Origin of the sequence: Bacillus haynesii (assembly GCF_014042035.1) — a bacterium.
Classification (GTDB): Bacteria; Bacillota; Bacilli; order Bacillales; family Bacillaceae; genus Bacillus; species Bacillus haynesii.
Genome location: NZ_CP059494.1, coordinates 1,884,364 through 1,904,192 on the forward strand (window position 1 = coordinate 1,884,364; position 19,829 = coordinate 1,904,192).

Annotated in this window: 16 protein-coding genes; 2 read left to right on the forward strand and 14 right to left on the reverse strand. The window is 39.1% G+C overall.

The window, feature by feature from the left end:
• Positions 1 to 26: 26 nt before the first annotated feature.
• The 13 genes from H2R00_RS09360 to allB all read right to left on the reverse strand — a co-directional run bounded on the left by H2R00_RS09360 (position 27) and on the right by allB (position 14,189).
• Positions 27 to 143, reverse strand: a complete 117-nt coding sequence (locus tag H2R00_RS09360; RefSeq protein WP_003180390.1) for a hypothetical protein — start codon at positions 141 to 143, stop codon at positions 27 to 29.
• A complete protein-coding gene (locus H2R00_RS09365; protein WP_182070910.1) occupies positions 143 to 1,240 on the reverse strand; it encodes a Rap family tetratricopeptide repeat protein in 1,098 nt (365 codons plus the stop codon). The genes H2R00_RS09360 and H2R00_RS09365 overlap by 1 nt, the downstream gene beginning before the upstream one ends.
• 237 nt (positions 1,241 to 1,477) lie before the next feature.
• The gene (locus H2R00_RS09370; RefSeq protein WP_342355839.1) at positions 1,478 to 1,768 is read right to left on the reverse strand and encodes a DUF2690 domain-containing protein; all 291 of its coding nucleotides are present in this window, start codon (positions 1,766 to 1,768) and stop codon (positions 1,478 to 1,480) included.
• A gap of 134 nt (positions 1,769 to 1,902) precedes the next feature.
• The gene (locus tag H2R00_RS09375) at positions 1,903 to 3,156 is read right to left on the reverse strand and encodes an MFS transporter (protein WP_182070911.1); all 1,254 of its coding nucleotides are present in this window, start codon (positions 3,154 to 3,156) and stop codon (positions 1,903 to 1,905) included.
• A 214-nt stretch (positions 3,157 to 3,370) separates the two neighbouring features.
• A complete protein-coding gene (arcC, locus tag H2R00_RS09380; protein ID WP_182070912.1) occupies positions 3,371 to 4,303 on the reverse strand; it encodes a carbamate kinase in 933 nt (310 codons plus the stop codon).
• A gap of 5 nt (positions 4,304 to 4,308) precedes the next feature.
• Complete coding sequence (locus H2R00_RS09385; protein ID WP_182070913.1) at positions 4,309 to 5,079, reverse strand: oxamate carbamoyltransferase subunit AllH family protein; 771 nt, start codon at positions 5,077 to 5,079, stop codon at positions 4,309 to 4,311.
• Entirely contained in the window at positions 5,076 to 6,341 is a 1,266-nt protein-coding gene (locus H2R00_RS09390; protein ID WP_182070914.1) for a YlbE family protein, read from the reverse strand. The genes H2R00_RS09385 and H2R00_RS09390 overlap by 4 nt, the downstream gene beginning before the upstream one ends.
• A complete protein-coding gene (locus H2R00_RS09395) occupies positions 6,341 to 8,098 on the reverse strand; it encodes an acyl-CoA synthetase FdrA (protein WP_154999596.1) in 1,758 nt (585 codons plus the stop codon). The genes H2R00_RS09390 and H2R00_RS09395 overlap by 1 nt, the downstream gene beginning before the upstream one ends.
• 17 nt (positions 8,099 to 8,115) lie before the next feature.
• Positions 8,116 to 9,165: an ureidoglycolate dehydrogenase gene (gene allD / locus H2R00_RS09400; RefSeq protein WP_182070915.1), complete on the reverse strand. Its 1,050-nt coding sequence runs from the start codon at positions 9,163 to 9,165 to the stop codon at positions 8,116 to 8,118.
• 26 nt (positions 9,166 to 9,191) lie between these two features.
• Positions 9,192 to 10,220 (reverse strand): ureidoglycolate dehydrogenase, encoded by a 1,029-nt coding sequence (gene allD, locus H2R00_RS09405; protein ID WP_182070916.1) that lies wholly within the window; start codon positions 10,218 to 10,220, stop codon positions 9,192 to 9,194.
• A gap of 15 nt (positions 10,221 to 10,235) precedes the next feature.
• The gene (gene allE, locus H2R00_RS09410) at positions 10,236 to 11,024 is read right to left on the reverse strand and encodes a (S)-ureidoglycine aminohydrolase (RefSeq protein ID WP_154999599.1); all 789 of its coding nucleotides are present in this window, start codon (positions 11,022 to 11,024) and stop codon (positions 10,236 to 10,238) included.
• Between the two features lie 17 nt (positions 11,025 to 11,041).
• On the reverse strand, positions 11,042 to 12,271 hold the full coding sequence (allC, locus tag H2R00_RS09415; RefSeq protein ID WP_154999600.1) for an allantoate deiminase: 1,230 nt from the start codon (positions 12,269 to 12,271) through the stop codon (positions 11,042 to 11,044).
• Positions 12,272 to 12,824: 553 nt separating this feature from the next.
• Positions 12,825 to 14,189 carry an allantoinase AllB gene (gene allB / locus H2R00_RS09420; RefSeq protein ID WP_154999601.1) on the reverse strand — a complete coding sequence of 455 codons (1,365 nt, stop codon included), beginning with the start codon at positions 14,187 to 14,189 and terminating at the stop codon, positions 12,825 to 12,827.
• A 448-nt stretch (positions 14,190 to 14,637) separates the two neighbouring features.
• Between allB and H2R00_RS09425 the strand changes: the two genes are divergently transcribed.
• Complete coding sequence (locus H2R00_RS09425; RefSeq protein WP_182070917.1) at positions 14,638 to 16,251, forward strand: PucR family transcriptional regulator; 1,614 nt, start codon at positions 14,638 to 14,640, stop codon at positions 16,249 to 16,251.
• A gap of 40 nt (positions 16,252 to 16,291) precedes the next feature.
• On the opposite strand, the gene H2R00_RS09430 is transcribed toward H2R00_RS09425, so the two are convergent.
• The gene (locus H2R00_RS09430) at positions 16,292 to 17,533 is read right to left on the reverse strand and encodes an MFS transporter (RefSeq protein ID WP_182070918.1); all 1,242 of its coding nucleotides are present in this window, start codon (positions 17,531 to 17,533) and stop codon (positions 16,292 to 16,294) included.
• A 451-nt stretch (positions 17,534 to 17,984) separates the two neighbouring features.
• On the opposite strand from H2R00_RS09430, the gene H2R00_RS09435 reads away from it, so the two are divergent.
• A complete protein-coding gene (locus tag H2R00_RS09435) occupies positions 17,985 to 19,760 on the forward strand; it encodes a S8 family peptidase (protein WP_182070919.1) in 1,776 nt (591 codons plus the stop codon).
• Positions 19,761 to 19,829 lie beyond the last annotated feature (69 nt).

A 19,829-nucleotide genomic window follows, 5' to 3' on the forward strand; every position in this document is an offset into this window, starting at 1 on the left:
TTCAATATTTGTTCCGAGTATTCGATTTAACCGACCATCTTTTCAGCAACCTGCATGTCACCGGATGCCCAGTGAGTTTCTGCCGCAAACCATCCCGAACATACGACGGCAGCAATCGCAGCAACAATGAACAGTTTTTTCATCACATTCCCTCCACTTTTTTCATTTTTTCTTCCGCTTTAATCGCTTCCAAAAAGAAATGTGCGGCTTCTTTATAAAGTGACTTTGATCTGTAAACATTGGCCGTTAAGAGCGAAAGTTCTCTGGCGCTGTCGTATTGCTTTGTTTGAAACAGGATTTTAATGTTGTCTTTGCAGTCTTTAACCGCCTGTTCACCATCTCCTGCATAAGCCGCATATAAAATATCGATTTTGGCGTCAAATATTTTATTCGCCGCGGATTTCGACCTTTCCTTCCCTTCTTTGTAAAAGGCTGCAGCGCGTTTATGGTTTCCGACTTTAAACAGCTCTTTGATCATTAAAAACACAGCATTGAAATAATAATCTGATGCAGCATATCCTTGATCATCCAAAACGATTTCTAAAAACTGAATGCTTTTTTCCGAATTGTCCATCGCCGAATAAAGCAAGGCAAAATTATGAAGGAGCTGCATTTCTTTAAAACGGTCGCCGGCTTTTCTTACCGTATGGATGGCTTCTGTTAAATATTCTTCCGCCTCTGTATATTTCCCCATCTCGGTATAATTTCCAGCCATTGTAATATAAGTTGAGACAAGGTTCATGTCATGGTCGCCATGGCCCTTAAAAATTTCCATCGCCTGCCGGGTATGATTTAAAGAGACGATATTCTGGCCCAAGTAATAGTAGAGCTTTCCGACTTTATCGTGAAATTGGGCAACTTCAATTTCATCATGTACATGAGCAAGCTTCTTCTCTGCAATTTTATAGAAGCTGATCGCCTGCTCATAATTCTTTTTATACACTTCATAAGCTCCTGAAAACAGGTAGTAGTAATAGGATGTCATATGTGATGCAGCACTGTCGCCGGCCGTTACTTCGTGCTGCTCTATCTTTTTGCCTCTCGCATCGTAGAGCATAATTTTATGCCGCAGTTCCAGCAGGGAATAGTAGATCAAAACCTCCTGATCTTCCTCCATGTCTGCCAGCAGCGGTTTGATTTGTTCAAACAGCCTGATCGACTGTTCAGCATCGCTTTTTCTAATGGCGCGGTACCATGTATTCAGCATGTTGGCGACTTCTTCCGCGGCGATTTTGTTCATATGGAGCTCCTTTCTGCCGATATTCAATTTTTTTGTGTTTTATTCATTATTCATATCATACTATATTTTTCCCCTTGTATAAATTAATAGTAATAGTTCATTTTACACTGTTTTCTGAATTCCCCACTGTTTCCGCTCCTTTATTAGGCCAAATGACTCTTCAAGAGCTGTGAAACCGGGACTGATAAGACAGCAAAAAGCACCCTTGCTGAAAGGGTGCTTTCATCCACTCCTGCTTCAATATGAATACGAACTTGTACAGGCATAAGTGAGGGCTCCGGTTGATGGTTGATAATATTTCCCCATCGCATATGAAGAACGCGGATCGAGATCATAAACCATCGGTGTATAACAGGATGTCTGCCCCGGGAGCACTTTTCCTTTTCCTCCAGCCGGGCTGCAGCTCAGTTCTTTTCCGTCTTTGTTTCTTTTCACATATGCATCTGTCTCCAAGCCTGAGGACACTGCTTTGTCCAGCGTCATTTTAGCCCATGCTGTTTTGCAGACGCTGCTGAATTTTAACACCACGATTCCGAATTGTTTATTATTTGCATCTATCAGCCTCTGGCTGTCGCCTTTGTTGTGCCGCTTGAAGCGTAATTACAGTGAATGGGTCTCTTCATACTTAATCTGACTTCCTAGAAGTCATAAGCTTTTACTAACTAATGATGTTTAGCTGTTTTATCAACAGATCGCAAATTACTTTCATCTATTAAATATGTTGCAATCAATGCGATGACTAACAGAGCTGCTGCAAAATAAAATCCTATATTCATACTTCCTGTAGTGTCTGTAAGCCAGCCAGTAATATACGGAGCTAAAATGGAACCTAACATTCCAACAAAGTTGTAGAATCCAAATGCTGTACCTAATGATTGCTTTGGCGCATTATTTGCTACAACAGCAATTAAAACGGGGTTAACGCTAATTTTCCCTACAATTCCATACACAATTAGTGTCATATACAGAATTGGTAAGCTATCAAAGTAAACAATTGCAGCTGTTGATAAAATACCAAACGGTAACATCATGAGCAATACTGGTTTACGCCGGCCTAACTTATCTGACAGCCAACTAAAAAATAATGAACCTGGAATCGCTGCCCATGGAACAAGTGATGCCACAAAGGCAATATTTCCTCCGGTTAAACCGCGTGCTGTTTCTAAATAGTACGGTAACCAAGTAATAATCATAAAGAATCCGTAAATAGAGCAGAAAATAATAATATATGCCAAAATTAAGTTTCTATTAAATAAAGATGAAAACTTAAACGGTTCAGCGGTGCTTTTAACCTCTTTATCAGCTTTTGGCTTGTCTTTAATTACAATTGCCATTGCGATGCCGATAAGTACAACCGGCACTCCGATGATAAAAAATGGAATTCTCCATCCGAATCCCCATTCTCCTACAACATAACTGGAGATATAATAGCCAATTGAAGTACCAAAAGCCATCCCTGCATTAATCACAGCACTGCCTAATGTTAAACGGTTCTTCGGGATAATTTCGGATGATATTCCATATTGCGGCCCATAATATACCCCCTGAGCCATACCAACCATAAGCCATGCAGAGATAAACAGAAAGAATGTAGGCATCATCCCTGTAACTGCTGCGAGCGAGCCAAATAGAATAACACCTGGAACCAACACTCGTTTTTTTCCAATTTTATCTCCTAATATTCCTGCAGGAACGTTCATACCTGCATAACCGATGAAAAATATACTCATAATTAAGCCAAGTTGTGCCTTGCTTAATGAAAACGCTGATTCAATATCCCCCATAATCGGGTTTAATATTGTTCGCGTTGCATAAAGAGCCACCCAACCGAAGAAAAATACGATAACAACTTTTACCCAATAGGGAACCAGTGGTTGTTTTCCTTCACCTTCAACTGATCCCGCCTCTTTTGTCATCAAACTTCCTCCTTCACCTTTTAAATGATCCATTATTTTCTGCTCATCCTTTGACTTTCGATTTAGCCTTCATAGATTGTTTCTTTTCGAAATCTACCTGCTCAGCATAAAGAATTCCATTATAAAGATGTTCAGAAATTTTTGATGGAAGGTCATATCTGAAAAAGAAGGAATTTTGGCTTTTTATCCTCCTTATGAACATACACGGATTGTCTTATTTTGTTATGCGTGTCCCCGCTTTTCCATCTAGTGCAGCTACCGCTTGATCCAATGAACAAATAATTGCCTCTTTACCTAACTTTGCAAATTCTATAGCCGCTTGCATCTTTGGCAGCATACTGCCAGCAGGAAATTGCCCTTCTGCCACATATTGTTCTGCTTCTTCTACTGTAATTCGGCTTAGTTTTTGCTCATTTTCTTTGCCGAAATTGATAAATACATTTGGTACGTCTGTCAACATCATGAAAACATCAGCATTTACTTGTTGTGCAAGCTTTAATCCTGAACGATCTTTGTCTATTACTGCTTCAAGACCGTGTAATAGACCGCTGTCGTCACGATATACAGGTATACCGCCGCCGCCAGAGGAGATAACAATCGTTTTATCAATTAAACGTCGAATCTCTTCTATCCCATGGATCACTTTCGGTTCTGGGGAAGGCACAACTCGTCTATAGCCGCGCCCTGCATCTTCTGACATAGTAAACCCTTTTTCTTCTAATTGCTTCGCTTCTTCCTCTGAATAAAATACTCCTATTGGTTTCGTTGGTTTTTCAAATGCTTTATCATACTTGTCCACTTCAACCATTGTTAGAAATGTAGCTACATTCGCAGCAATGCCCCGTTCTTTAATATGGTTTTTTAAAGCCTTTTCCAGCATATAACCAATGAATCCCTGTGATTCTGCGTTACAAGCATAGATTGGCAGTGGTTCAACGACATTTTTGGCAGCTTCGTTTTGAGCAATAATATTCCCCACTTGTGGACCATTGCCATGTGTAATCACAATTTTATGTCCTGCTTCTTTAATTTCAATCATATGACGTGTTGCAGAGATTACATTTTTGAATTGATTAGCATAAGTTGCTTCTTGTTTTGGCTTTAAAATGGCATTACCTCCTAGTGCCATTACTACTCTTTTCCCCATCTCTCTCACTCCTTTGTTAAAGCCATATAAATTCCATATAAAGTATCCATCCCAGAAAAAGAACCTACTTTTATCAGGCTTTTCATACTTTTTAAAGATGAATCATGTTGTAATCTTGTAATTTTCGAACTAAATAAACCTTCTATAGCACAAGTTAAAAAGCGCGTGCTTACAATGGTTGTTAAGGGTTTTCTGATTAAATCTCCCAATGTTTCAAGGTGTTTTTGTGCGATAAAAGAGTCGATGAAATGTCCATATAATATACCGACCAATATATCGTCACCCGTTGGCGTTAAACCTTGGCCTCGTCCGATAAAGTAACGAAACTCCTCTTCCAAATTTTCAGTTGGATCGTGTAATTTATTTATCAAATCCGCCACACGAGCTGATTTAAAATCAGTAGATTCATACGATTTAAATGAAACTTGTTTGACGTTTTCTTTTAATTTATTTATATTTGCATGTTTAAAATCCGTATATAACGGAAGTATTTTCGCATTAAAATTGAGTTCAAAACAGTTGTGGGAAAGATGGTTATTGCGAACGTGAAATGTATCTCCCACCTCAAGACTGGCTTTTAATGTTTGCTTCGTTTGTGAGTCAAGCAAGATTCCAAATGGAAAGGTCCCATTTTCATTTGTGCCGATAAATATCAATTCATCATTCCGATCAACAATATTCAAACCTTTTTCAAAAATGCTGTGCACAGTAAACGTTTTTCCCTCAGTTAATAGCTGAAGTGCGATTGAACCAATCGCACTTGCCTGTAAAATCATCCTTGAAAACCTAGTTTTTCAGCATATGCTGTGATTGCTTTCTCAAAACATTCGATTGGAGGATGAACTGTGCCAGCACCAATTTGCCCATATCCAGCAATTTTATGTGCAATACCTGTGTTGATTACCGGCGTGATACCTGTTTCAACAACTTTACGTGCATCAATACCTAAACACGCTCCTTTGAAATCCCACGTCGGAATAACAAAGTTCGGATTTTCTCCAACACAAATTTCTGTCATTTGATTGCTTGTTTCAAGCGCATCATTAAATCCGCCTGTTCCAACAAAACGTGTTACTGCAGGGGCAGCAATCATTGCTACGCCGCCAACACCGATTGTTTCTGTAATCGCTGAATCACCGATATCTGTGTTTGCATCTTCCGCTGAGTAGCCAGTAAAATATAACCCTTGTGGTGTATGAACAGGTGCTGTAAACCACTCATCTCCCATACCTGCAATACGGATGCCAAAGTTTTCACCGTTTCGGCACATTGCAGTAACGACTGTACCATGTTTGATTGTACGCGCTGCATCCATTATTGCTTTTCCAGTCGCCATGGCAATGTTTAAGAAAAATTGGTCCGTATCAGCTAAAAATTGGATCACTTCTGTCCTTTGTTCGTTTTCAACATCATCTAATGCCGCAATTACTGGAGCAACTTCTTTTAAAAACACCAATGATGCTGCAATATTGCGCTGGTGAAATTCATCCCCCATTGCAATAGCTTTAGCAATCAATATATTAACGTTTATGCCTCCATCAATTTTTCTTAATGCCTTACTTAACACCGGACCCAACACATCTTTCATCCAGTGCAGGCGATTGATTACCTGCTCATGATAAGCACCGAAGCGTAATACTGCACCAATGCCTTCGTTCATTTGACAGTACGCCTCGTTGCCGCTCTCTTTGTTCATAACAACAAGAACTGGCATATTAGGTGATGTAATGCCTCCCATTGGTCCAACCGCATTCACATGATGACATGGAATAAATGTAATCTTATTGTTTTCAAGCAGTCCACGCGCGTCCTCTTCATCTTCTGCCCATCCTTCAAAAAGAATCGCTCCAACACAAGAGCCTTGCATAGGATCTGTCATATTTTCATATTTAATTGGAGGCCCAGCATGTAATAACACATAATCTTCTAATTCAGGAATCACAGACTTGGCAGGTACAACATCCGTTAAGAATGGTTCAGCTGCTATGATCTTCTGGATAACAGCTTCGTTTGCTTCATTTATTGTTTTGTACCCCATTAAATTGTCTCTCCTTCATAGTAGTTTAGAAATTGAAGTACTTTCATTAACTTTTCATCACCGCCAGCAATTGGACGCCAGTTAAATTGAACACACTCTGAACCGCTGTTCTGAACAGCTGCTGTAAAACTTTTCAGCCCAATATTGATGACACTTGGTTTCGTATTGATTAAGGAGATAATTTTTTCGTCTACTGTCAAGTCTTCTGGGGTATGTTCAAATTTTTGTATATCTAGGACTGGCTGTTCCACTTTTCCTCCTGCCAGTTTAATCGCTGTACGAACCATTTGGTCGTTTGTCTCACAAATCATTGCTCCACTTTCTTTTAAGGTGTCAATTTGCTTTTCGTAACCTTGAGGATCTTGTGCTGTACCTACAACTGTTGCAAGTACTGCAAGTTCACGACCACTCTGATGTGCGTTGGCTAAAATACGTTTAATGGCTGGTGCTAATTCATTTGCCATATCATCATGACTGCCATAGCCAATGACGTTATCAATCATGATGACTGCTGTTTCAGGATCGTTTCCAGACGTCTCAAGCATTTCGATACGTTTTTCAGGATCAATCATCGGGTGCGGCTTCCCTTGGGTATACATGTCATCGCCTAAGTCAATAATTTCATGATGTTTTGTTTTTAGGATATAGGCATCTTTCGTCTCTTCAGGTACTTCCTCTTTGAATGCCTCTTTCACTAACACAGCTGCTTCAGCTGCCAAAGTACCACCTGAGTAATAACCTTTAATACCAACTTGCGAATCTTTTAACGACACGTTTACATTTTCAACCACTGTCGGTTTAAAATTCGGTTTGTCACCATTGGATAATTGAACAGATACAACCGCTGCTTCTTCAAGTGTGTACGCATGATAAATATTTTCTTCCTGATAAGTTGGTTTATCTCCTAAAAATAACGTAACAACTGGTTTTTCAATATTTCTTAATACGTTTAATACTTTTTGCTGCACTTCCTCTGCAGGCGGTTTAGAAATTACTGTAATCACTTTTACTTTTGGATCTTGATTCAATGCTTTGATACTATCTAAAACCGTGGTAGCACCAACCTCTGTTGATAAATCCCGACCACCTGTACCAATTGCGTTTGTTACACCTTTACCATAACGGTCAATGATGCTTGTCACTTCCTGAATCCCTGTACCAGATGCACCCACAACGCCAATATCTCCTTCATTCACGATATTTGTAAATGCAAGTGGCACGCCATGAATAATTCCAGTACCGCAGTCTGGTCCCATGACTAATAATCCTTTTTCATGCGCCTTTTGTTTCAACTTAACCTCATCTTCTTTAGATACATTGTCACTGAATAGAAATACATGTAACCCTTCATTCAATGCATTTTCCGCTTCCATTGCTGCATACTGACCCGGAATGGAAATCAATGCCAAGTTCGGGTTGTTCGCAAGCTCCATTGCACGCTTCCAGTTATGTGCTTCCTGGTCTTTAGATGTATTTTGTGAAGCGGAATCACCTTTTAAAGCTGCTTCTACTTCTTCTTTTACTTCCGATACTTTTTCTTCTTGATTTGTATCTATAACGATGACGATGTCATTTGGGTTTGCTTTTTCCAATTCATCTGTGCCCATACCCGAAGATTTAAAAATGTCTTTGTTAGCTGGTGTTCCCATCATGATCGATACTTTGTTTACACCATCTATTGCAGATAACTTGTTTGATAAAAGCATTAACACGATAGAATCTTGATAGGTGTTTTCTTTTATAATTGTGTATAACATAATGATCCTCCATTTTGTTATTCTGCAAATCTATTCTTTCCATGATAGCGATTAAAATGAACATCGCCTGAAACGAGGTAGTTATAAATATCGTCTACAATTTCAATTCCTTCTTTATCATATTTTGCGCTTCTTAATTTACCGCGCTCACCCGGATAATAAATTTCTCCATAGCCTTCTGCTGCCGGGTGTGCTTTTAATTCATCGAGCATCGTCGAAATCTGTTGTTTAAAAGCAGTTAAATCTGTGAAGTATGCAGGGTTAATCACAATATGAATTTGCCCTAAATCGCGACCTTTTGTCAGGTCTTGATACATGGAAGATACATGTACGCCATGAGGTACTCCAAGAAGGCTGCCTGATAAGATATCCACCATCATCATCAATCCATAACCTTTTGGACCGGCAATTGGCACAAGTGCATGGACATCTCTTGCATTCGTTGTTGGTTTGCCGGCTGCATCTACTGCCCATGTTTCCGGGATCGATTCATTTTTACTTCTTGCATCCAATACTTTTCCCCACGCCTGAACAGTTGTCGCCATATCAAATGTGATCATGCGTTCATCAGCCGATGGTGCACTAAAAGCAATTGGATTGGTGCCAAAGTATGGTTCTGTTCCTCCAAACGGTACGACCATTGGATCTGATTGGCACATGCTTAAAGCAACCATGTCCTGTTCTGCTGCCATTTCAACAAAGTAACCCAATGCACCACTATGCGAGATATTCTTCATGCCTACAACAGCAACACCTGAATTTTTTGCCATTTCGATTGCTTTTTCCATCGCTTGTTTTGCCGCTTGGTGACCTGGACCATTATCTCCGCTAAAGACAGCGGATGCAGGTCCTGTTTGTTCAAATGTGTAGTTTGGGTTTGCTGTAATACCGCCTTTTGCGATTCGTTCGGCATAATATTCCACACGTACTGCACCATGGGAATGGATCCCTCTATGATCGGCGAATGTCAATACATCTGAAACATCGTGTGCGGCTTCTTCATTTAATCCAGCTTTGATTAGCTTCTGTTTGATTAAATGAAACAGCTCCTGCTTAGATACACGCATCTGATTCTCCCCCTTCCATTACATGATTAGTAAATTTTGTCTGACTCTAAATAATCTAAAATTTCCTTTGTAACTGGGATACCTGTTTTTTTATACTGTTTCATCACATCTATTTGAATTTCACCGGGATAATACACTTTGTCAAATCCTTCAGCAGGTGGGTTGTCATGTAATTCTTCAACCATTTGAGATATTTTTTCCAAGAATTGCTCCTTCCCACCAAAGTATTCAGGATTGATTACGAGATGAAGCTGCCCTAAGCGACGGTACTCTGATAAATCTTGATACATGGAAGTGACATGCTTGCCAAATGGCAAGCCGAGTAAACTCCCCGATAAAATATCAACCATCATCATTAACCCGTATCCTTTAGGCCCAGCTATTGGTAATAGTGCATTTACCTTAAACGGGTCTGTTGTTGGTGCTCCATTTTTATCCACTGCCCATGAGTCTGGGATAGATTTGTTTTTACTTCTAGCATCTAAAATTTTCCCCCAGGCTTGTACCGTTGTTGCCATATCAAAAATTATTGGACTACCATCTTTTCTAGGCGCACTAAAAGCAATTGGGTTGGTGCCAAAGTACGGTTCGGTACCGCCAAATGGCACGACCATGGGATCAGATTGACATACTGTTAATGCCACCATACCTTCTAATGCTGCTTGACGTGCATAATAACCAATAGCACCACTGTGTCCCATTTCTTTTACACCGACAACACCGATACCTGATGTTTTTGCTAATTCGATTGCCTTTTTCATTGCTTGATAACTCACATAATGCCCTAACGCATTATCTCCATGGTAAATCCCTGATGCTGGGCCCGTTTTTTCGAAGCTTAAGTTTGGTTTCAGGTTATATCCACCCTTCAATGTACGTTCGGAATAGTATTGCATTCTCACTGCACCATGTGAGTGAACACCTCGTTCATCTGCAAAAATGAGTAAGTCAGCTGTTTTATCCGCTTGTTCTTCAGGTAAGCCTGCTTTCACTAATTTATCTTTCATTAGCTGCCGGAGACGATTACTTTCTACATACACTAATGGTTCACTCATTAAAATTGCCCCTCTTTATAGATTAATATCTCTATTCGCATCCTTTGAATAAATATACGAGAATGGTTCATCCAAACCAATTGCATAGGTTGCTTGCGGCGTATAAGCTCCCATAAAAATATAGTCACCTTTGTCAACTGGCATCCACTCGTTATCTAAGTTGTAAACACCTCGTCCACTTAATATATAAGCACCATGTTCTTGAACGTGCGTTTCAATGTAACCATGCGAAGCACCCGGCTCAAATGAAAGAATATGAATGTTCATGTCATATGCAATTTCTTTTGGCAGCAAATCTTGAATTAATACTTCTTTCATACCTTCATAGGCTTCTTGTTTGATGTTATTCACATTACCTGTAACAATTTCTGGTGTGTATCCTTTAAGCGGCTGATAACGCTTTTTGTATAAAAACAAACGGCTATCCTCACCATTATTATTATTGTCAAACGTCAATTGTAAGTGTGGAGGCACATATAAGAAGCCGCCTTTTGTTAATTCGTATTTTTTACCATCCGCGAAAGCGTTGATTTTACCATATTCAACGTACACAAATGATTGGATACCATCACCAGCAAAACCGGTTTTGTTTCCGCCCTGGTTTTTAACTGTTACCAAATAATCTACAAACCTTGCACCTAAACGCGGAGATCCTAAAATGGTTACATCACAGTCTTCAAAGCCAGGTACAACATTATTAACCAAGCCATCAGGGGTGATTACCGCATAATTATCTTTTTTTATTACTGAACGTGTTTCTAATAAACCTTCTCTGTATCCTTGATTATGATTTAAGTAACTCATGAGTATCTGGCTCCTTTTCATTCTTTATAAGCTAGTTCAAACAATACATCTTTCAATACTTCAATCCCCTTCACAAGGTCTTCTATCTTCGTTTCTTCATTGGTATTGTGGCTAATTCCGCCAATAGAAGGTACAAACAACATGGCTGTAGGAACAAAACCCGCAAAAATTTGTGCATCATGACCTGCACCAGATGGCATCAATTTATAGCTGTCCCCCACATTATCCTTAGCTGCTTGTTCAACGATTTGAATGATTTCTTTATCCATCAATGACGGTGCTTCATCCATCCATAAATTAATGTCATAAGTCATGCTGTTTGCTTCTGCTACCGCTTTAACTTTATCTTCAATTTCTCTCGCAAAATCATTTAATAGTTGTTGATCAATATGACGACAGTCTATCGAAAAAGTAATTTCCCCGGGAACGACATTTACGGTGTTTGGAACAGGAGTGACATGTCCAAACGTTAATACAAGAGGCTCCCCAATTTCTCTAGCTCGTTTCGTTAAGTCTGTTACAATTTCACTATATGCAACAACTGTATCTCTTCGTAATGACATCGGTGTTGTGCCAGCGTGGTTTGCTTCACCTTTCAAGTTAATTGTGTAACGTTTTTGACCAACAATCCCAGTTACAACACCTATCGCTTTATTTTCCGCCTCTAATACTTTCCCTTGTTCAATATGTACTTCAACAAATGCTTTAATATCGTCCCGAACATCATCTGTTTTACGGTAATCAAAACCAGATTCGTGCATAGCATCTTCGAATTTAATTCCTTCAGCATCTTCTATTGTGTCAACATCCGCTTTTTTGGCTAAGTTAAAGAAGTTTTTACTTCCCCAAAATGTATATGGGAATCGACTGCCTTCTTCTTCTGCGAGCGATAATACTTCTATTGTTCGTAATGGTTGACCATATTTTTCTTTTAAATATTTCACAGCAACCAGTGCAGATAAGATACCGAATTGTCCATCTAGATGACCACCTTCAACAACCGTGTCGATATGTGATCCTGTTAAAATAGTTTCTTCAGAATATTTACTTCCAACAAGACGACCAGATAAGTTCCCAACATCATCAAAGCTTACTTCTAAACCTTCTTCCTTGAATGTTGCTTCCAGTTCACGAACTGCATCAATCCATTCAGGAGAGTATAACAGACGCGTAATACCACCTTGTTCTAAACCGCCAAAACTTGTGAATTTCTTATCTAACGTTTCAAAGGTTGATCGAATATCCATTCTTTTTCTCCTCCTTTCTCTATTTACTTCCATCATAGAACCCTGCTTACAACCATTCATTGACATAACCAACAATAATGGAAGAGCATTTTATGCACTTTCAACAAATACACCTTTTAATGGTATCTAGATAAAAGAAAATCACAGAGCGCTCGTTTAAAGATTGGAGCGAAGCGACATCTTCTGGTTTTTGACGATTGACTATCTCTCTTACCCAACAAATAAATAAGGTGCAAATTTTATACTTCCTTATTCAAGAAAAAAACTACCCTATAAATCAATAAAAAACATTGATTTATAGGGTAGTTTATCTGTTTCATTACATCATAAATAATATGCCAAGAGTCAGGATACATACGAGCAGCAGTCATTCCAGGCTGTACCTTAATGTATATTCAAGATATTACTCCCCAACCAACATGTGCAATTAACACCAAATAAAAACATCCTCTTTATCTCTCACGAAATGGCAGATGAATAAATCGAATCTTCAGCGGAATAATCCGCATTTACATCTTCGTTTGCCTCAATGAAGGGACAACTGTCCCGTCACTCAAGGAATAAATCTTCCTACTTTTTCATTTGAAATCCCTTTTTCTTTATCATAGATTTCGACACCGCGAAGGATTGTTTTCACTACCTGCGCACCAATTTCGCGGCCAATATATGGACTAATTTTGTGTCGATATGCTAAGTCCTCAGCTTTTAATACATAAGGTGCATCTTTCTTAATAAATACGAAATCCGCATCTTTCCCTACTGCAATACTGCCTTTTGATGTTAGATTAAAACGTTTCGCAGGGTTTGTAGCAATAATGGCTGCAAATTTGGATAATGACATATTACGTTTTTGCACTCCCTCATCAAATAATACGTCAACATTATTTTGTACACCTGCGATACCCCCCCAAGCTTCAAATGCATTATCCGTAGCTTTTAAGTCTGGGGTACATGGTGAATGGTCTGATGTTACGAATGAAATATCTCCGTTTAATACCCGATTCCACATGCCTTCTAAGCGTGATTGCTCACGGATTGGCGGAGAGCATTTTACAACTGGTCCGATATTATCCAGTTCTTCTTTATAGAAATATAAATAGTGTGTACATGTTTCGCATGTAATATCGACCCCTTCCTGTTGTGCTTTGACAATTTCATCTACGCCTTCCTCACAAGCTATATGAACGATGTGTACACGACATCCCGTTTCTTTCGCAAATAGAATTATTTTTCTAATCGGTTCTACTTCAGTAAATACGGGTCGAGAATCTACATAAGCGCGTAATGAGGTTTCACCATTTTTGAATGCTATTTCCCCTAACTTATCCGTAATTGCAGCATTTTCAGCGTGTACAGATAATATTTTGCCTGTTTTCGCAATTTGTTTCATACCTTCGTAGAGGGAATAGTCATCCACATTCATGAAATCTCCTTCTATAGAACGGTCACCACATGTTGCTACAAAACATTTATATGCAACAACACCGTTGTTATCTAACTCTTGAATACCTCCATCCAAGTTAAATGGTACTAAACCCCCGTAACTCGCAACGTCTACAGATAATTTTCCTTTTCCAGCTTTAAATTTTTCTTGAATAGATTCCTCATCTACCGTTGCTGGCACTTGATTTAATGGCATTTCAATAATCGTCGTTACACCGCCTTTTGCAGAGGCACGTGTTCCTGTGTCATAGCCTTCCCATTCATCACGATAGCCGCCGCCCGGCTCTGTGATATGCACATGTGCATCAACCATACCTGGAGATACAATCGCTCCTTTTGCATCGATAATTTTTGCACTTGTTCCTAAATCATTGCCGATTGCTGCAATTTTGCCATCTTTAATCCCTACTTCGACTTCTTGTTCACCATTTTCCAGAATGACTAATCCATTTTTGATAATGGAATCAAAATTCATTAAAATCATCCTCCTCTTTTAATGGTTGGATATAAAATACTGCCTTTCGTAATTGCAACCAGTCATAAGGCTATCTAAGAAGGAACTTATAACAAGGGATACTATTACTTGCAACGGTGATAATCCCAGTTGTGAAAAATCACCAACAGCTATATAATTCGGAATATTATCCACTGCTCCCATCCACAGGTTAAAAAAATTAAATAGGATGAATTTCTTTGTTCAAGTGATCTTCGGCATGATATCTTTGTTATAACCACACTTTTCAAAAAACGAAGAATCATGTTCAAGCATTAATGATTCTCCTTTAATATTTTTAACTAAAGGATTATACGTATAATTACCTTCAAAAACAGTGTACTATCAGAGTGAGAATTTATCCTTGTAACATCTGACATATTTCATTTTTATTTTATCTTTTTCTAACAAAGATAAGGAGGCAGCCTTGATGACAACATTAAAAGAAATATTATCTGTACTGCAATTTTCAGATTTAACATTGCTGAATGAGCAGGGCGATTTGGAAAGAGTGGTAGAAATGGTTGATATTACAGAAACGCCTGATATTAAAAATTTTACAACACCACACTCACTTATCGTAACAACAGGAATGAATTATCAGTATGATCAATCCGGACTAATCAGTCTTATTAGTGAGTTAAATGATATACAAGTTGCTGGTCTAGGTATTAAGCTATCCCGATTTTTAAAAAAATTAGATGATGAGGTTATTGCATTTGCAAACAAATTAAAATTCCCAATTATTGAAATTCCAGAAAGTTGGAATTTGGGATCCATTACTCATCATATATCGTCATTTATCTTGGATGAAGAAACAGAAAAATTACACTTTGCATTAGATATCCAACAAGAGTTAAATGCTATGCTTATGCAAGGTTTAAGCCTGAACATGATGATTGAACGTTTAAGTAGGCTTATAAAGGTTCCTGTCATGCTGCTAAATTCTTTTCATCAAGTTGAGTCAGTGAGTCATCACTTTCATCAACACTCAGAACATGTTCAAAAAAACCTTAATTATTTCAGGAGATATTTAAATTCAGAGCAAATCGAACCAAATCATAATGGTGTTTTCCAGGAAGAATATGCTATATTTAAGGTTCCTGCATTTAAATATTTTCCGTATTATCTAATGATTTCAAATGTTAATTTGCTCAACTATCCGTTTAGTTTATTAACAATAGAACAAGCAGTTAACACACTTAGTCTCACAATTTACAAAAATAGTAAAATCAAAGAAGCAGAGCAGCAGGATACGAACCATTTTTTCACATCGCTGATGTCCGAACATCCTGATAACCTTGTTTCACTAACACAACACACCGACCTTTTAAAAAAATATCACATTCAACCCTCTAAATTCTACCAAGTGATGATTTGCGGGATAGACAAAGAAAAGAATGTAGAAAATAGCGCCTACTTAAATGAGCGATATCAGATGACTTTTGAGTGGTTAACGCATAAGTTTACTGGGATTGACCCTTCTATTAGTATATATATGTCTCAGGGTGAACGCAGATTTACGATACTTTTACAAAGAAGACATCATTATTATTTGGAATACTGTAGATATATCCAAAAAGAGTATCAGCTATTTTTTAATAGCTCCCTTTCATTTGGCATTGGTAATGAGGTCTCCGAGCTTTCACAATTACCACTGTCTTTTTTCGAAGCGAATGAGGCTTATGATAATAAATATGAACAAGGCGAAATAGAATTTGTAGAGCCCTATAAATCTAAAAGCGTAGAAGAATTATTGCAACTCATTCCAACGAATAAATTAAAACCATTTATCATTTATACACTCGGTCCATTAGCTTATCCCCAAACAACGAAGGAAAAAGAACTAAGGTTTACGTTAAATGTCTATATGGCAAACCAATGTGATCTTACAAAGACCTCAGAAGATATTTTTATTCACCGTAATACTGTGAAATATCGTATTAAAAAATGCGAAGAAATATTAGGTCAATCTGTAGAATCTCCTGATACATCCCTGAGCATTCGATTGGCATTATTTGCTTCAGAGAAAATATCGTTGTAAATCAAAAGTAGAACCACCGGAAGTTTTCTTTTCTATTTATTTAGTTAGCTACTGTTTTATTCTGTCTTAACATAACAACAAGGAAAAATAGCAACGCTGCTGCTGCGAGAAGGATGGTTGCAATATAGAATGCTAATACTTGCGAGCCAGTTACATCACCAATATAACCAGTAAGTGTTGGTGCAATAACAGATGAGCTCATTCCAAAGAAGTTAAAGAGAGTTAATGCTCTGGCCACTCTATCTCCTGATACGGAATCAGATACATAGGTTATTAAAACTGGATCAATCGCAAGTTTACCTAATAAGCCATATAAAATTAATGCAATATACAGCACTGCAGGATTTGGTGCAAATACTGTCAAACTAATTGTTATTGCCGCAGCAATTAATAGAAATAAAATTAAACGCAGACGCAAATGTGCATGTTTGTCTATGTATTTAGTAAATATCAAAGCACCAGGCACTGCAGTGACTGCAACTAGTGCAGCTACATACCCTACTGAACCTTGAGCAAATCCTTTTTCTGCTACAAGGAAGGATGGCAGCCAAGTGACAATCATATAATAGCCATAGCATGTTGCAAAATATACAAAATATACAACTAATTGTCTTGGAGAAAATAAGCTTTCATTTTGAATATCTGTGCTTTGTATGACATCTTTCTTCTCTTCAGCCACTTCCTTGTCTGATGTTTTATCTTGTTTAATAAACAACACAAACACAAATGTTACAGCTACGATAACGATAGCTGTTATAAAAAGCATATAATTCCATTGAATTTCAAAACCGCCTACTAAAACCGATGATCCGATTAGTCCAATTACCATTCCTAATGCTGAACCGCTATTTATTATCGCATTGGAAAAGCTTTTTTTATCTTTTGGCGTATGTTTGGCTGATAAGGAAAAGGCTGCACCGTAATATGAACCAGTCGAAATACCAGCCAATAACGAACCAATGTATACTTGCATGATAGTTGAACTTGTGCCAATTACAAATGCAGCTAGCGCAAAAACGATAAATGCAGGAATTAACACCTTTTTTTGTCCAAACTTATCAACAAGTGCTCCTGACGGAATTTGCATACCCGTATAGGCAAAAAAATAAATAGAAGCAACCAACCCCATTTGTGTGTCACTAATATGTCCTAATGATTCTTGAATCTGTGGATATATTGGCGTAAGGATTGTACGATAAATCCAAATGGCTACCCATCCTAAACACAATGCAATAATGATCTTTTTGTAATAATTGGGGTCATGTTTAATTGTTTTTTCCACGGTATGACACGCTCCCTTTTTATTATTTAATAAAATTGTAGGTTATAAGCCAGTCAATAACATTGTTCACTTTCAACAAAAACAAAAGTAACATTATACATTTTAGACAAAAGGCATCTGCTTAAAAATATCGATGGAATGATTCATCGATAGAAGCTATCCTTATTTTTCCCAGCTCTCCCATTTCCATAAAAGTAATTATTTCACAACAAAAACACTTAAGAGCAAAAAGATGGCTCTTTTTTAAAACAAACTTAGGAGTAACCATTTATTAAAAAAAGCACTTCCCAAATAAATAGGAAGCTCCGCAAACGTTGATATAACAGTGTTCTTAACATGTAGAGAACCAAGGTACACGACGAGCGCCCTTAAGACCGGCTTTCTTTCTCTTTGAAAATTCAAAAATTCTCCGATATATATAGCGAATGCCGCTAATAAGGAGGAGAGCCGGATGAAAAAATTATGGAAAATCGCAGTTTCCGCTGCAATGTTCGTCGGTTTTTTCGCAAATTCACCCCGCATTCAAGCGGAAAGCAATAAGCAGGAAAACGAAGTCATTGTCGTATATAAAAATGCCAGTGGAAAAGAAACTGTCATCGAACAAGCAGACACGGTAGATCACGTTTACCGGCACATTCCCGCAGCCGCTGTCACTGCGGACGACAAAACAGTGCGCGAACTTGAACAAGATCCCGACGTCCTGTATGTCGAAGACAACCTCCCGGTAGCTGCTGCCGACAGCACCGCTCTAAAAGCTGTCTCCAGCAGTACAGTGCAAAACGCCTCCGCGTTTTCACAGTGGAACATCAAGCCGATACAAGCCGCACTGGCTTGGAATAAAGGTTTGACAGGGAAACAGGTGAAGATCGCGGTTATTGACAGCGGGATTTCCCCCCATGAAGAGCTGTCAATCGCAGGCGGTACATCGATGGTCGGCTATACCGCTTCATACCGTGATGATAACGGCCACGGAACACATGTTGCCGGAATCATCGGAGCGAAGCATAACGGACGGGGGATCGACGGCATCGCGCCTGGCGCGCAGCTGTATGCCGTAAAAGCGCTGGATCGGAATGGTTCAGGGGATCTGAAAGGCATCTTACAAGGCATCGATTGGTCGATTCAGCACGGAGTCGATATCATCAATATGAGCCTCGTCGTTTCAGGCGACAGTCAAGTTCTCCACGATGCAGTAGATAGAGCATACAAAAGGGGAATCATTTTAGTCGGCGCGAGCGGAAATGCCGGAAACGGAAAATCCGTTTATTACCCGGCCGCCTACAGCAGTGTGATAGCCGTCTCGGCCACCAATGAAAAAAATCAGATCGCTTCATTTTCAAACACCGGCAGCGCCGTCGAGTTTTCCGCTCCCGGCACATCGATTATCAGTACATCTTCCGATCGCGGCTATGCAATCGGAAGCGGCACTTCACAGGCAACGCCGCACGTCACCGGAATGTTTGCTCTTTTGAAACAGCTGTACCCAACCGCTTCAAACACTGAGTTGCGCAAGAAAATGCAGTTTTATACAAGCGATTTAGGCGCCCCCGGCCGTGATCATTTGTTCGGCTACGGATTAATCCGCTTCAAAGAGATCACACAGCCATTGGAAAAAGCGCAAAAAGCAGTTGGACAAGCGGAAAAGACAAAGAAAAAAGCGGATATCCAAGCCGCGCAAAAAGCGATCGAACCGCTGCCTGCAAACGCCGATAAAACCGCTTTGAAAAAAAGACTCGATACTGTTAAAGAGCAGCTTAAAAAAACAGCCGAAAGCAAAGTGAAACTCGCTGAGAAGCAAAAAAAGAAAACCAATGCCGATGCAGCCCAGAAAGCGGTCAATGAACTCGACAACAGCACTTTCAAAACGAATTTGCAAAAACGAATCAACGCGGTCCGCTCAAGCCTCTTGAACACCGCAAAGCAGGCCGTTGCCAAAGCTGAAAAGGCGGCAACAGACTCAAACCTCGGCAAAGCACAAAAAGCGATCAATGAGCTTCCTGCCGGAAAAGACAAATCAAATCTGCAAAAAAGGCTGAACACCGCAAAAAAGCAAGCCGCAGCAGCCTATAACAAAAAAGTGGCAGCGGCGAAAGCCAAAGTCAAAACGGCCGAACAAAAAAGAACGAAAAAAACAAAATCGGCAGCGCAATCAGCGGTCAGCAAGCTGAAAGCATCCGCCGAAAAAAAGAAGCTGCAAAAACGGATCAATGCGATCAAACTGAAGTAGCACGAAACAAAAAAAGCCCGGAATTCCGGGCTTTTCTTGATGAACGTATTTAGCGAATACGTCTTTTTT

Bases quoted from the DNA above. Each gene is read 5' to 3' on its own strand.
- allC (WP_154999600.1), bottom strand. From the start codon at position 12,271: ATGGATATTCGATCAACCTTTGAAACGTTAGATAAGAAATTCACAAGT.
- allD (WP_182070916.1), bottom strand. From the start codon at position 10,220: ATGAGTGAACCATTAGTGTATGTAGAAAGTAATCGTCTCCGGCAGCTA.
- H2R00_RS09390 (WP_182070914.1), bottom strand. From the start codon at position 6,341: ATGGGGTACAAAACAATAAATGAAGCAAACGAAGCTGTTATCCAGAAG.
- H2R00_RS09375 (WP_182070911.1), bottom strand. From the start codon at position 3,156: ATGACAAAAGAGGCGGGATCAGTTGAAGGTGAAGGAAAACAACCACTG.
- H2R00_RS09360 (WP_003180390.1), bottom strand. From the start codon at position 143: ATGAAAAAACTGTTCATTGTTGCTGCGATTGCTGCCGTCGTATGTTCG.
- H2R00_RS09425 (WP_182070917.1), top strand. From the start codon at position 14,638: ATGACAACATTAAAAGAAATATTATCTGTACTGCAATTTTCAGATTTA.
- H2R00_RS09365 (WP_182070910.1), bottom strand. From the start codon at position 1,240: ATGAACAAAATCGCCGCGGAAGAAGTCGCCAACATGCTGAATACATGG.
- arcC (WP_182070912.1), bottom strand. From the start codon at position 4,303: ATGGGGAAAAGAGTAGTAATGGCACTAGGAGGTAATGCCATTTTAAAG.
- allD (WP_182070915.1), bottom strand. From the start codon at position 9,165: ATGCGTGTATCTAAGCAGGAGCTGTTTCATTTAATCAAACAGAAGCTA.
- H2R00_RS09435 (WP_182070919.1), top strand. From the start codon at position 17,985: ATGAAAAAATTATGGAAAATCGCAGTTTCCGCTGCAATGTTCGTCGGT.
- H2R00_RS09395 (WP_154999596.1), bottom strand. From the start codon at position 8,098: ATGTTATACACAATTATAAAAGAAAACACCTATCAAGATTCTATCGTG.
- allB (WP_154999601.1), bottom strand. From the start codon at position 14,189: ATGAATTTTGATTCCATTATCAAAAATGGATTAGTCATTCTGGAAAAT.
- allE (WP_154999599.1), bottom strand. From the start codon at position 11,024: ATGAGTTACTTAAATCATAATCAAGGATACAGAGAAGGTTTATTAGAA.
- H2R00_RS09385 (WP_182070913.1), bottom strand. From the start codon at position 5,079: ATGATTTTACAGGCAAGTGCGATTGGTTCAATCGCACTTCAGCTATTA.